Origin of the sequence: Enterococcus sp. AZ103, from assembly GCF_051714685.1 — a bacterium.
GTDB lineage: Bacteria > Bacillota > Bacilli > Lactobacillales > Enterococcaceae > Enterococcus_A > Enterococcus_A alishanensis.
This window is the reverse complement of record NZ_JBIOSI010000001.1, coordinates 1,238,483-1,251,645: the sequence shown is the minus strand read 5'-3', so window position 1 is coordinate 1,251,645 and position 13,163 is coordinate 1,238,483. Positions and strand designations below refer to the sequence as shown.

Genomic DNA, 13,163 nt, shown 5'->3' with positions numbered 1-13,163 from the left:
AGAAACAACTCCTATTCTTTTATCTCGATCTCATGCAACACTACTTCCCCTTGAACCACGTAAACCCCTACTTTTTTTCCGCTGTGATTGTATAATCTCGTCGATAACGCAATTTCGTCGTTCACATAGACGACACACATACTTCCTTCTCGCAACACGCGGACACGATAGTGTGACGCTTTCGGCAGAAGCCGGCTTGTCTCCACTTGATAGGGAATATCTCCTTTGATCTGCCACTGATACTCGCCCTTTTCAGCTCGCGGCCACAGATCCCATGCGATCAGCTGTTGTTCCGGTAGCATCCGTAAGAAATAGCCCGTTTCCATCCCTTCATCCACATGAAGGGCAATTCCAAACTCTTTTGCCTTCAAAACTTCAAAGTCTAATGTCGCTGAAAAGGCGTCTGATGGACAATCAAATAACACGGCTCCTAAAGTGTCGCTTGTAACTTTCTTTTTATCACTACTATGATCATTAAAAAAGACTGGTGCGGATATCTCCGATTTTTCATTATAGAACTCACCAATCGTATCAATCACCACGGTCTTCAGTTCACCGGTTTTGGGGTTTTGGATCAATTCATGGAAAATCATTGTTCCGCCCCAATCCCATGGACCAAAATCATTCTCTCCTTCTTTTGTCGCAACCCATCCAAAAGCAATTCTTCTTTTTCCATCTGAAGCTGTTTTGATTGCATAGTTGGCGCGTGTATCAAACACATCGTCTTCTGGAATGATCCACGGTCCTTCTAAGTTTTTGGCATAACGGTAATGTGTCGTAAAGCGGTCTGAAAATGTTGAAAATACCAAATACCAGTAATCCCCCATCTTAAAAACCTCTGGACACTCCATCGTGATGTACATTTTCGGATCATAGAACGGTTCGCAATATTCCCAAGTTTCCAAATCCTTGGACTTCGACAAGGAGATGCAACCGCCTCTCAGATCTCCCGCCCCTTGACGTCTGGACGCCAACAACATGAAGTAGCATTGCTCTTCCTCTACCCAAAAAACGAAAGGATCGCGCCAGTCAAACTCTTCGTATATCTTCCCGTCAGATGGAAATAGAAAATTCGGATCTGTCTCGAGCTCGTACAAGCTTTCGCCGACCGCTTTCATGACTAGCTGGACGCTCTTTCCATTTACAAAAGGTTTGTTCTCATTAAAAGCAGTATAAAAAGCATGATACTTGCCTTGAGCGTCTTTAATGATTGAACCTGTGTAATTATTGAGGTTGTAGGATTCCTTAGTTCCACGCTTGATTGCTTCTCCCTGATAGTTAACGTGGACAAAATCTTTGGTTGTAGCCAAGTGCCACGTTGTTTCTTCTGCATATTTGCCCTCGATGATTCTTGGATCATGCAAATAATATGCATAGAAAGTTCCATCTTCATAATATGGGATCAAATCGCCTACCCATGCATTCTCAGGCCGATAAAATAAACTCATTCAGCATCTCTCCTAAACTTAATTAATCATTTAACACCCTTAGAATAATTTTGGTAACGCTTAACCGCAAGCCTTTTTTGCTTTTTTGTGCATTTTCGTGCAAAATATTATTGCTTTTCTGTGCGTCAAGCAGTTATACTGCACTTGGGAGGGTGAAAAATGAAATGTACGATCAATGATATTGCTAAAGAAACAGGGTACTCAAGGAATACTGTTTCGAAAGCGCTTAAGAACGATCCTCAAGTATCTCAACGAACAATAGAAAACATTATAAGAAAAGCAGAATCGATGGGGTATTTTACAAAAGAAGAACGGACAGAATATAAGATTGATCAAGGAAATATCTTGTTTCTGAATATCAGTCATGCGAATGATTCTCAATTTTGGAGCAATGTTTTGACGGGGATCGAGATGGTTCTTTCCGAGACAAATTATCAGTTGACGATCGCAACGTTATCGAAAAAGGATATTGAAGAAGGGCGATTGCCCGAAGCAGTCTATAGTTCTAATACGAAAGGAATCATTGTGGTTGAAATGAATTTCCGACCAGTCTGGGATAAGTTATTGGAGACTCATCTTCCAATCGTCACGGTGGATGCACCAAAAAATCCCAATTATTTGATTGGAAAGTGTGACATTGTTATGATGGAAAATCATTCCAATGTTGAACGAATAACTGAGATGCTTATTCAAAAAGGCTACTCTGATTTTGCGTTTATTGGTGATTTATACTCACCAAATACGGGTCTTGGATTTATGGAACGCTATTATGCTTTTTTTAATACGCTAAAAAAGCATGAGCTGGAAATCAACAGTCACGCTTCGATTCTCAAGGATACAGATACTATTTTTGAGAATTTCGAGAAGATTAAAGAATTGCTCACTTCCATGAAAAAAGTCCCTGATGTCTTCTTGTGCGGAAATGACTGGCTAGCGATCCAATTGATCTACGCCCTGCAGGCGCTGGGGTATAGAATACCGGACGATGTCAACGTGATCGGGTTTGATAATATCCCAAATTCCGAGCGAATTTTGCCAGGGTTAACTACCATCGATACACCGAAAATCTACTTGGGTAGAAAAGCGGCCCATCTTATCATGGACCGCTTGATTGAGCCTGACATTCCCTATTCGATCTCAAAATATTCTACGAAGCTGATCCTTAGGGAGTCTACTAGTTTATAAAAAGTAATATGAACTAGTCTATATCTTATGAATGACTTTTACTTATATATTTAGAAATGCAACTATACTATTCGTAAAGAATTAATTAGTTGCATTTTTCTATACTCACACTTAATCAGATCAAGAAATTATTATACACCAACAAAGTTGACAAAAAATATCATCATTTAAGGTACGGCTACGCACACAACAAATAAGTTTAGCTTTCTGTTTTATTTAGATAGTAGTGAATATATTGCTAATATTCAGGGATTTAGAAAAAAATTTCATATTTAGACATCTAATAAGTAACAATAATTCTTGTCGATGGATGATCGTAATGGTGCCTCTTTGATCATCTCGATTGAATTAAAAGATTTGCAAGTAAAAGAAGATTTCACGTTATAGCAGTTTTCCAAGTAGAGCACAATAATGGCTACATGATAATAAGCAAACACCATCTACTTTTGATATCTTATAAGTAATTTCAAAAAAAATATTGACTCCAACCTAAGGGAAGACCTTATAGTTGATTTAGGAGGTGAAACTCATGAAATATACTGTTCATGAAGTTGCAAAGCTATCTGGTGTCACAATCAAAACGCTATATCATTATCAAAAGGTAGGCCTGTTACATCCTGATAGTATTGCCAATAATGGATATCGGATTTACAGTGACCGTGAGTTGGAGTTATTGCAGCAAATTTTGTTCTATCGTGAGCTTGAATTTCCACTGAAAAAAATCAAAATTGCTATGCAAAATGAACCGTCTCGTTTACGTTGCTTATGCGATCAAAGGGCTTTGTTGAAAGTACGTCAACAAAGAATGAATGGTATATTGCACACGTTGAACGAAGCAATTTCTTATGCAGAGAAAGGAGAAAATATGAGTAAAGAAACGATGTTCAAAGGACTTAACAAGCAAGAATGGGAAGGTAATTTTTCCGAACAGAACGACCATCTGAAAAATAACTATGGTGTTGAGCTTAACATCGACAGCATTGACGTAGATGTTATGAATGACAAAGCCAATGAAGCTATGGAGTTTATGTCGTTCATGGCAAAGTCCTTGAAAGATGGTGTTAGTGTCAATGATAAAAATGTTCACGCAGCTATTAAGAAGCATATCTTGTTTTTACAGAAAGATATGCCGCTTGACGCACAAGGATTTGCAGCACAGTCAAGATTTTTTATGACCGATGACTTCCATCGAAAAATGCTGGAGGGACAGCAAACAGGACTAAGCTACTATATCTGTTTTGCTGCGGAGAGCTACGCTGCACAATAGCAATACCTGAAAATCTGTTACTGCCTACTTTCGGCGGTCAATCGCTATGGAAGAACACGAGACGCTGAGAAGTATCTCGTGTTCTTTCACTTTATGGTGTATACAAGAGTTCTACAAACTCATGGAGTCCTGTTCTCAGTTATTGAGCAAAGATCATGTCAAAGTCAAGTCTAGCAGTCATTTGCTAATTCAAGGAATGCAACACAAGCGGTTGATCGCCTGCAAGTGAGGAAGTTACCACTCCTGAAGGGGGCTTACGTACAATGCAAATTGACACACTATTAGATAACAATACAGCTTTCAAGATATCTCTTGGGTAAGCTAACGATTGATTGATCGTGCCAATGTAAATCGTCTGGATAGTGGTTGGTTCTAACTTTTGAGAAAGCCCCGCCATCACTAAAAATTCTCTATCTTTATGTTCTATAAAGGGAGAAAATAACTAGTACAACGCTTGAGGGCTATTGCATTTTCTTCCTGCATATAATACTGATGACTCCTTTACTAACTGCAAAGAAACGATATTCACTCGCTTTTTAGGCTCAGATTTCACTTGTTGGTTTGTCATTGTCAAGACCTTCTTTCGATTACTTTTGGAAACTTCTTATTTGTTTACTCAGTGATTGATGTTAATACTCTTCTGGTAATAACATCGTTTGATGTGTATGATCATCAATCACCCAGAGCTTTTTTATTTGGAAATTTACTAAATCTTTTGTAATTCGGATCTCAGAATAATCAATGAAGAATGGTTCTTCTTGCCGATGGACAATCGTGATTGTTCCTCGTTGATCGTCCTTATTGAACTCGAATATCTGTAGATAATCTAACTCAACACCCGTTTGTTTCGCCTTCTCATCAATCAACTGAAAACATCGTTGCTGCATTTCCTTTGGTACTTGTTCGTTCACTTCCCTCGTGATGTAGCGATTCTCTTGTGTATCGAACATTGGTTGATCCTCCTTTTAAGACACAAAAATAGCCCAATCATCAAATTAAGATGATCGGGCTTCATAGTAATAATATATATTTGTAAAATTTATTGAAACATCAAGTCTACATGCTACTTTCATTTAAAACTAATTAACTGCATCTAAGCAGAAAGCGCTATTCTAGCATCTAGTTCCAGTAAAGATTGAACAGCTATTAGAAATCGTTTTTTCGATCAGAATTTCTTTTAGCTGATATCATAGATTGAAGAAAAGATTATTCTACTCATTTGTATTACTGAGGTAGAGAATTAAACGTCAAATAGCATTGTAATACTCCAAAACTTTGTTAAACATATCTGAACCTTTTTGAAGTCCAGAAATTTTTTCAATCGTGTTCTCGATCCCATCTTTTTGAATACTCTCTTGTAATTTTACCGCTTCTTCATCATCAGGATCATCATACTTTAAAGCATACGCCGCACCATATAGCAAATGATCATTGGGCAAGCCATATTCATAAGCAATATTCGCCGGTCCCAATATTCTATCATCTGGAGATAATTTCCGGATCGGCTGACGTGATACTCTAGCGATCGGATCATTGATGCCCTCTTGATTATAATCATCGTATCTTTTGATGATCATATCGTTGATATAACTACTCATTTCTTTACTGGAAAATCCGAATTTCTTTTCCAATCCCGCTGCAGATTCAAGGACCGCTTCTTTTACTATTTTCTGGATATCTGCATCACGCAAGGCTTCATCAACCATTTTATAGCCTTTTGTATTACCAATATAGCTAGTTATTGCGAGCCAACAGTTCACTAAATAAATTTTTCTTTTAAGTACCGCTTCTAAATTATCTACGTACTCTGCTCCTTTAATCGGTTGACTATCCGGCTCATCTAATTTCTGACGCTCAATCGCCAGTTCATGAGAATCACTAACTGCGGTACCTTCTTTACCATTATAAATTCCACCAAATACAAACCTGTCAACACCAGTATTTGGATACGCGCCAATCTCCTGTAACTGATCCATCGTAATAATCCCTGTATCAACCATAAGATTTACTAGCGTGTCTGTGCCCATAATAGCATTCTCACAAGCCATCACAAGAACTCTACTTCGCCCCTCAGATAACCTTCTTTTTAACCCTTTAGCCAGAATAGGCGCTACGCTGACTAAATTTGTTTTCATGACAGATGTCGTAATGAGATCTACCTGCGTGATCGCTTCAATGATTTCTTCTTGGTTATTTAGAAGTGATAGGGCAGAAACATTATCAATGATCTTTTCCTCATAATTATGGTTCGTTAAGAATAGACTGTAACAATTATTTCTATTGATGTCCTCGATCACTTCATCAGATACATCAGCAAAAATAATTTCGTAACCATCTTCATGAAGAAGGTCTCCAATAAAACCTTGACCGATCTTTCCTGCTCCAAAGATTAATGCTTTTTTCATATTAAACTAGACCCCTTCGCTTTATCCTAATACAGCCATAAATTCATCGTGATACTTTCCAAAGGTACTTGGATTTTTGAGAATTTTAGAGGCACTGCCAACGACAAAGCCGTTTGCGCCACTTTCAGACATTTTTTTACTGTTCTCTGGTGTCGTATTTCCATCCACTACAAGATCAATTTCAGGATTGAAAGAATCTAGCAGCTGCCTGATTCTTCTTAATTTATCAAAAGAATTAGGGACTAATGTCTGTCCTGCAAATCCTGGATTTACTGTCATTAAGGTCACGTAATCAAGTTGATCAAGACATTCTTCCAAATAAGAAATTGGCGTCCCAGGGCTAATTACTAGGCCGGCTCTACAGCCCATATCTTTGATTGTTTGAAGCAATCGATAGGATTGATTCGTTGTTTCTGGATGAAAACTAACCCAGTCATTCTTTCTTGTCGTAAACATAGAAATGTATTTCTCTGGTTCGTTGACCATCAAGTGAATATCTATCGGTATCTCGGTCATTTCTTTTAAATCACTAAAGACAGATGTCCCTAGCATGATGTTTGGGACAAAATGACCATCCATTACGTCAAAGTGAATGACGGAGAGCTTATACTGTTCAAATTGTTTCATGTACTCTTCATATTCGTAAATTTTTGGAACCATGATTGATGGAGAAATAAATTTATTTAATCCCATGAACTGCACACGTCCTTTGTTTTTTTAGTAGTAGATAGGCAAATTGGATAGGTCTATCTCGAGTTTCTCTTTCTTAGAATTACACCTTCAAGCTAAAACGGATGACTGCTTCTAACCCCTTAGAAAATTCCGATGATCGCTCCGACAGCTGAGATCAAGACTAAGATCAACAGCACGGTGGTAGATTTCATTTTTTTATTCAAACAAATCAAGGCAATCATCGTTACAGCTAATGGCAGCATGCCTTTTAATAATTTATCCAAGATATCGGTTTGGACATTCAGCTTTAAATCATCAAATTTAAACACTAAGCTTGTGCTCAAGCTGACATAATTCGCTGTCAATGCACCGATAACAACACCGCCCATTACTTTAGCGCCCAGCATTACTTTTTTCAGCAGGTCGCCACCCATCAATTTCTGGATTCCTTCTTTCCCGTAACTATAGCCCTGCATCCACAAGTAATATGCAAGTCCCAGCATAATGGCAAACATCGACACGATGTAGAAAATCGGACCAAAGACATTGCCTTCTGAACCAATACTAATCGCAATGGATAAAAGGATCGGTACAAGGGTTCCTTGCCACAACGTATCGCCAATTCCAGCTAATGGACCCATCAATCCTGTTTTAATTGAATTGATCGCATCTCCAGTAATTGGCGCACCTGCGGCTTTTTCTTCTTCTAAAGCAATCGTCAAACCACCGATGATTCCACCAAAATGAGGTTCCGTATTGAAAAATTCCAGATGACGATGATAACTTTTTCGAAGAGCTTCTTCATCATCCCCATAAAGTTTATCTAAGACTGGCAGCATGGCATGTAAAAAACCAGATGATTGCATTCGTTCATAGTTATAATTTGAATGGGAAAAACACGTCCAACGCCAAAAACTTTTTTTGATTTCTTTTTTAGTGAGTTTCTTTTCTACTGTTTGTTCCATTGATCGGCCACACTCCTCTTATTTAAACTTGATTGGGCTTAAAGAATAATTGCGTATAAACAAATGCCGTGATAAAGGCTAAAATAGAAACGGCAATGATGGGTAATTCTAAATACACTGCCAAAACAAATCCTAAGAAATAGAACGCCGCAGTATCCTTGCTCATGATCGATTTCAAAATCATCGCAACCCCCAATGCAGGCAGCACACCACCAATTACTTCAAGCACATGTAATGGCTTGCCTTCTAATGCATCAAGAACATCCTTCACTACACCAGATCCAAAATAAGCAACAATAAATACCGGAATCACTGAAATCAGCATTAGAAAGAGCTGTGGTATAAACATCTGAATACGATCAATCTTTTTAGAATTTAATTCATCCGCTGCCTTATCGATCAAGTGTAAGAACGAAATATTGACTGTCATATGAGCGATCCAAATAACGGTTCCCAACAAGCCGATCGGCACTGCCATCGAAACTGCTACTTCTGGTGAAGCATTCGCTGCCATAGCTAAAGCTGTTCCTAATGTTCCAGCCAAGCCTGGGTCCATCGGAACAGTACCACCGGCAGAAATATAGGCTAAGTACGGCAAGCTGATCGCCGCACCGATCACACAACCCTGAACGACATCCCCAAGGACCAAACCTACCAATGTCCCACAAATCAATGGACGTGCTAGTACGGTACTACCCAATAATGTGAGCCAAGGTGTCCCATTTATACTCAGGTAATAAATCAACCCAATCAATAATGCTTGAAAGACATTAATCTCCATTTTCTTCTCTCCCTTTTATAAGTATTGTTCGATATTTGCACTTTTTTCTTCTGGGATTACTTGAACGTAAACAGAAGTTCCATCTGTGATGAGTTGTTTGAAGCAAGCCCGCTCTTCATCACTGACAGAAATATTTCGATACAATTGTGTGCGGTCTTTCCGTGCACCCATCCCGCCGACATTTAATGCTTCGATCTTCACACCGCCATCAGTGATATTTTTGATTACTTTAGGATTCTTTGCTAAAACAATCAGCTTATTTCCATCTGGCTCCTGTTTCAGATAATCGATAGCCTGTTCCTCAGACATAATCAGCACCTTGATACCGGCAGGCGCTGATGAAGTCATAATCATTTTTAGAAAATCATCCTGTGCTACTTCATTATCAATAATCACAATTTCATTTGCTTTGGTTTCATGAACCCAAGCAGTCATTACCTGACCATGAATCAAACGATCATCGATTCGAGTAAATACAATATTTCTCATTATTTTTCCTCCTTAGAAAGTGTTTTTGCTTCTGTGAATAATTCCTTGATGTTCGTTTTTCCTGTATCCATGATATGGGCTGCCAACTCATCTAGCCCCATTGAGTCTCGCACTAAAACGCTCTCAATAAACATGGAGAAATTAACGCCTGAAATCGAACGATAATTCGTGTCTAGCAGCTTTTTCACACAATAAGCCGTCGCCTTGAAGGGACTCGCCCCGTAGAGGTCTGAAAATACCAGCACACCTTCTCCATCATCCATTTCTTGAATCTTTTCAGCCGTTCGATCGTAGAACTCATCAATGTTGTTGCCTTCATAAAGACCCAGATAATCAACTTTCTCATTCGTCCCGACAATCATTTTTCCACTTTCTACAATCCCTTGCGAAAGATTGCCGTGACTCAACACTAAAATTCCAATCATACACTCACCCTTCCTTTCAACTTAATATAAAGCAACTAGCGTGCCAGGTTTCTTGCACACATTGAAACCGCTTTATGATAAGCTTTTCCGCTAAACCTTCCTGATGTGTAACATCTTTTTGTCACACATGACTATTTTTCCAATGTGTGCAAAGTAAAAAAGACCATCTGTTACACTTCTGCTGTAACAGATGATCCTTTTATAAAAATCCCTTGATAATCTTAGTCACATATAAAATCTCGCTATCAGAAATAGCAGCTCCGTACATTCTTTCCAAAATACCCACTTCTCTTTTTACTTCTCTAAAATCATCATCCTTCTCCAATTCCTCTACTTCAAAATCAAGGCTTTCTTTACGAATTGCTCGCTCCAACATTCCAAGACAATGAAAATAGAATTTTATGACAAGGGTATCAATAATCTCAAAATTCATTCGTTTAGCCAGTGAAATCAATATTTCATCGAGGGCTTCAGTTGCCTTATAGACATTCAAAAATATCACGCTTTTCTCTAATGAATTATAAAAAAGATGATCCTTATTTTTTATCAGCCGGCGACTCGAGTAATCAAAAATATTCGAGTCACGCTTATTGCCCATGAAATAGGTGCTTTCTTCTAACAACTCATTAACGAGTTTTTTCATACCCATATTGGCAAACAAAGCTTTTCTAGTGGCTTCAATGATGATTGGCGAGGTAACATTGTCAATGACCATTATTTCAATTCCTGTGTCTTTTGCAATTTTACTTGGAAAAGATGAGAAGGACCCCATATCGGCTAGCAAGAGTACTCCAGAGCCGCGATCAATTCGCTTAACGGTCTGCAAAGCTTTGTGATACACATTCTCAACGCTCTCATCAAGCGGCATATCGACTCCGACGGCGTGGCTTATCCCCAATAAGTCATTAACCATTTTGGCTAAATTAGTGGCGACACCAACGCCATGCATAAGTATCAAAATTCCAATAGGGTTTTGTCGCACATTTTGATAAATGGTATCTAAAAATAGCTCGATGATTTCCTGTTCTTCGACTGGTATTTCTACGCCCATTTTTCGATTGATTTCAATGATCAACTTATCTGCATATTTCTTGAAATACGTCTCTGAACTAAGCTCAACAATTTTTTTTGATCGATAAGGGCTATTACTTGTTTGAAGTTTTAATACCAAGGCCTCAATATGCAGAGCCAGGTTATAAGTGATATGCGGGTCACTTTTAACTTCTAAATCTACTGATATTTCTTGAATTATTTCTTCCACAATATCCAATATCTCTTTGGAAACTAGTTTTTCGATTCCCTTATTCGAATGAGCATCCACATGATCAGGTTTTAAGTCGACCTTGAAAAAATCATCGATGAATGATGTGATTTTTTGTTGGATTTCCTTGATTGATCGACCCTCTTTCAGCAGAGTTGAGTACCTTTCCAAGACCGATTGATAAAAGGAGGTCTCATTTCCGATTGCTTCTGGAATAGTTATCGGTAAGGACTGATCAGAACGCATCTTTTCACCTTGAAAATACACCGTATCCTGAACGCGGCTATTTTCTTTAGACTCAATCACTTCATGAGCTTCTATATGATCAAATGTGATGCAGATCGCTCTTTTTCCCTGTATCATAGCCTGCGCAAATTCCTTAGCGCAAAAAATTTGAATATCATTTTTTAATTGACCAATATTTCCTGGACATGAATACGTTGCTAAATAGTCGATAACTGTTTTTTCAACGTTAATTTCATGCTCAATTTTTTTGGATTCGATACAAAAAAAGTAGTCAATCAATTGTATCCGTTCCTTGAAGGTCCGATCCTTAAGATCTGGCAATGTTAATACCATCGGAAAACGTCGGTTAAACGTTTGCAATAATGAGCTGTCAATATTTTCTGTTGTCGCACATAGTATTAGTACATTAACCGTTCTGGCCGCAGTATCCGCTTCGCCTAGCCTACGAAATTTCTGAGTATCAATAATTGTAAAAAGCATTTCTTGCCCCTCAGGTGGTAGACGATGAATTTCATCTAAAAACAATACGCCATGATTAGATTTTTCGATAATACCCGCTTTATCTGTATCAGCTCCTGTGAAGGCCCCTTTGACATATCCGAACAAGATCGATAAGAGAAGTTGCGGATTATTTGAATAGTCCGCACAATTAAAATGGATAAAGGGACTTTTATTGCTAAATCTGCCGATTTCTTGACCATACTGAAACATTATTTGGGCGAAGGTACTTTTCCCGACCCCAGTAGAACCCAAAATGATTGTATGTAATCCATTAGGCGGATACATTATCGCTGCTTTAGCGGAATTAATGTGTGTGGTCAAACTTCCTTCGGCACCAATAAACCCAGAAAACGCATTCAGTTTTTCCGATGTTTTTATCAATGAATTAGGAGTATGCGTTTCTTGAGGAGATTTGGAACCATCGGATTGATTTAACTGGTAGTCATTATTCATAAAATAATGTACCGGCTTCCCTTTTTGTTTCCCAACTCGGCCTTCTCTAACTAAAGCATTCAACTCTCTACTTGCCGCTGTACGACTAATCAGCAAATGCTCAGACACATCTGCTGTCGTAACTTTGGATACTTTACACTCACTAATAAACGATAATACTTCTTCACGTCTCCCCATAAAAACACCTCTCCTAAGCTCTCATTCGTGACTCGTCTATAGATTATAATTAAATGAGAAAAAGAATCAAGTTGTCACTGATAAAAAGTGCCAGCCCTAAGAATGAATCAGACTGTTTTCTTCAAAGGAATATCCAAATAAATAATTGAGAGATTTTCATAATGAACTCTCTCAATTATCCATTATTTTCACACTTATCGCTCTAAAGCTTGTTGAAAGTTTGATTCAATCACATGCAAATGGAAGGATTCCATATCACGAAAAGCCTGACACTTAAACTCAGAAGTAAATTCTTCATCAACTTCCTTTTCAGGAATATAGACTGGAATAAATCCACCTGAAATAGCACCCACGATTCCAGAGACCGCGTCTTCAACAATGTACGCTGATGCTGGTTCAATCTCCAGTTTCTCCGCAGCGTTAAGAAAAATCTCTGGATTTGGTTTTGCATTCACTACTTCTGAGCCAAAAGAGAACGCGTCGAAATAATGAAAAATATTGGCTTTTTTCAATAGAAATTCTGCCGTTTCTTTACTAGCGGAAGTCGCAACCGCCAACTTGTACTTTCTTTTAGTTAAGTATTCTAAAAAGGAGCATACTCCAGGCAAAACCTCGACATGATTCTCCTGATAATAATTCAAAAAGAATCGATCTCGTTCCTGAATGATTTTTTCTCCGATCTTAATGTCCGCAAATTTATCAGATAAAAAATAACTAATATCGCTTAAACTTCTTCCAAGAATTTCTTGATAGGTTTGCTCATCCAAAATTTTTTTTACTGATTTAAACGCTTGTTCAAATGCCTGTTTTGATATTGGTTCAGTATTAAGTAAAACGCCATCCATATCAAAAATCACTGCCTTTACAGTTGTTTCTTCCATTCACTTC

General features: G+C 38.2%; 13 protein-coding genes. 2 read left to right on the top strand and 11 right to left on the bottom strand.

Features of this window, described 5'->3' with window-relative positions:
• Positions 1-11 precede the first annotated feature (11 nt).
• Complete coding sequence (locus ID741_RS06485; RefSeq protein ID WP_049218498.1) at positions 12-1,448, bottom strand: GH32 C-terminal domain-containing protein; 1,437 nt, start codon at positions 1,446-1,448, stop codon at positions 12-14.
• A 159-nt stretch (positions 1,449-1,607) separates the two neighbouring features.
• Between ID741_RS06485 and ID741_RS06480 the strand changes: the two genes are divergently transcribed.
• Together ID741_RS06480 and ID741_RS06475 are read left to right on the top strand one after the other, a co-directional pair.
• Positions 1,608-2,633 (top strand): LacI family DNA-binding transcriptional regulator, encoded by a 1,026-nt coding sequence (locus ID741_RS06480; RefSeq protein WP_049218496.1) that lies wholly within the window; start codon positions 1,608-1,610, stop codon positions 2,631-2,633.
• A gap of 529 nt (positions 2,634-3,162) precedes the next feature.
• On the top strand, positions 3,163-3,900 hold the full coding sequence (locus tag ID741_RS06475) for a MerR family transcriptional regulator (RefSeq protein WP_049218492.1): 738 nt from the start codon (positions 3,163-3,165) through the stop codon (positions 3,898-3,900).
• A 184-nt stretch (positions 3,901-4,084) separates the two neighbouring features.
• On the opposite strand, the gene ID741_RS06470 is transcribed toward ID741_RS06475, so the two are convergent.
• From ID741_RS06470 to ID741_RS06425, 10 genes are all read right to left on the bottom strand, one after another.
• On the bottom strand, positions 4,085-4,327 hold the full coding sequence (locus ID741_RS06470) for a JAB domain-containing protein (RefSeq protein WP_225844367.1): 243 nt from the start codon (positions 4,325-4,327) through the stop codon (positions 4,085-4,087).
• Between the two features lie 202 nt (positions 4,328-4,529).
• Positions 4,530-4,850, bottom strand: coding sequence for a DUF960 family protein (locus tag ID741_RS06465; protein ID WP_065422856.1), 321 nt, complete (start codon positions 4,848-4,850; stop codon positions 4,530-4,532).
• Positions 4,851-5,147: 297 nt separating this feature from the next.
• Positions 5,148-6,305: a mannitol dehydrogenase gene (locus ID741_RS06460; RefSeq protein ID WP_049218489.1), complete on the bottom strand. Its 1,158-nt coding sequence runs from the start codon at positions 6,303-6,305 to the stop codon at positions 5,148-5,150.
• A gap of 21 nt (positions 6,306-6,326) precedes the next feature.
• Positions 6,327-6,998: a ribulose-phosphate 3-epimerase gene (rpe, locus tag ID741_RS06455; protein WP_049218487.1), complete on the bottom strand. Its 672-nt coding sequence runs from the start codon at positions 6,996-6,998 to the stop codon at positions 6,327-6,329.
• Between the two features lie 119 nt (positions 6,999-7,117).
• Positions 7,118-7,942, bottom strand: coding sequence for a PTS system mannose/fructose/sorbose family transporter subunit IID (locus ID741_RS06450; RefSeq protein WP_049218484.1), 825 nt, complete (start codon positions 7,940-7,942; stop codon positions 7,118-7,120).
• Between the two features lie 22 nt (positions 7,943-7,964).
• On the bottom strand, positions 7,965-8,723 hold the full coding sequence (locus ID741_RS06445; protein WP_049218483.1) for a PTS mannose/fructose/sorbose/N-acetylgalactosamine transporter subunit IIC: 759 nt from the start codon (positions 8,721-8,723) through the stop codon (positions 7,965-7,967).
• Positions 8,724-8,738: 15 nt separating this feature from the next.
• Complete coding sequence (locus ID741_RS06440) at positions 8,739-9,212, bottom strand: PTS sugar transporter subunit IIB (protein WP_049218480.1); 474 nt, start codon at positions 9,210-9,212, stop codon at positions 8,739-8,741.
• Positions 9,212-9,637: a PTS sugar transporter subunit IIA gene (locus ID741_RS06435; RefSeq protein WP_049218478.1), complete on the bottom strand. Its 426-nt coding sequence runs from the start codon at positions 9,635-9,637 to the stop codon at positions 9,212-9,214. The genes ID741_RS06440 and ID741_RS06435 overlap by 1 nt, the downstream gene beginning before the upstream one ends.
• Positions 9,638-9,836: 199 nt before the next feature.
• Positions 9,837-12,275, bottom strand: a complete 2,439-nt coding sequence (locus ID741_RS06430) for a sigma-54-dependent transcriptional regulator (RefSeq protein ID WP_049218475.1) — start codon at positions 12,273-12,275, stop codon at positions 9,837-9,839.
• Positions 12,276-12,469: 194 nt separating this feature from the next.
• A complete protein-coding gene (locus ID741_RS06425; protein WP_438719438.1) occupies positions 12,470-13,156 on the bottom strand; it encodes an HAD family hydrolase in 687 nt (228 codons plus the stop codon).
• Between the last annotated feature and the right edge of the window lie 7 nt (positions 13,157-13,163).

What these genes read in the sequence shown, in the direction of transcription:
- ID741_RS06485 (WP_049218498.1), bottom strand. Translation starts at nt 1,448, where the DNA reads ATGAGTTTATTTTATCGGCCTGAGAATGCATGGGTAGGCGATTTGATC.
- ID741_RS06480 (WP_049218496.1), top strand. Translation starts at nt 1,608, where the DNA reads ATGAAATGTACGATCAATGATATTGCTAAAGAAACAGGGTACTCAAGG.
- ID741_RS06475 (WP_049218492.1), top strand. Translation starts at nt 3,163, where the DNA reads ATGAAATATACTGTTCATGAAGTTGCAAAGCTATCTGGTGTCACAATC.
- ID741_RS06465 (WP_065422856.1), bottom strand. Translation starts at nt 4,850, where the DNA reads ATGTTCGATACACAAGAGAATCGCTACATCACGAGGGAAGTGAACGAA.
- ID741_RS06460 (WP_049218489.1), bottom strand. Translation starts at nt 6,305, where the DNA reads ATGAAAAAAGCATTAATCTTTGGAGCAGGAAAGATCGGTCAAGGTTTT.
- rpe (WP_049218487.1), bottom strand. Translation starts at nt 6,998, where the DNA reads ATGGGATTAAATAAATTTATTTCTCCATCAATCATGGTTCCAAAAATT.
- ID741_RS06450 (WP_049218484.1), bottom strand. Translation starts at nt 7,942, where the DNA reads ATGGAACAAACAGTAGAAAAGAAACTCACTAAAAAAGAAATCAAAAAA.
- ID741_RS06445 (WP_049218483.1), bottom strand. Translation starts at nt 8,723, where the DNA reads ATGGAGATTAATGTCTTTCAAGCATTATTGATTGGGTTGATTTATTAC.
- ID741_RS06440 (WP_049218480.1), bottom strand. Translation starts at nt 9,212, where the DNA reads ATGAGAAATATTGTATTTACTCGAATCGATGATCGTTTGATTCATGGT.
- ID741_RS06435 (WP_049218478.1), bottom strand. Translation starts at nt 9,637, where the DNA reads ATGATTGGAATTTTAGTGTTGAGTCACGGCAATCTTTCGCAAGGGATT.
- ID741_RS06430 (WP_049218475.1), bottom strand. Translation starts at nt 12,275, where the DNA reads ATGGGGAGACGTGAAGAAGTATTATCGTTTATTAGTGAGTGTAAAGTA.
- ID741_RS06425 (WP_438719438.1), bottom strand. Translation starts at nt 13,156, where the DNA reads ATGGAAGAAACAACTGTAAAGGCAGTGATTTTTGATATGGATGGCGTT.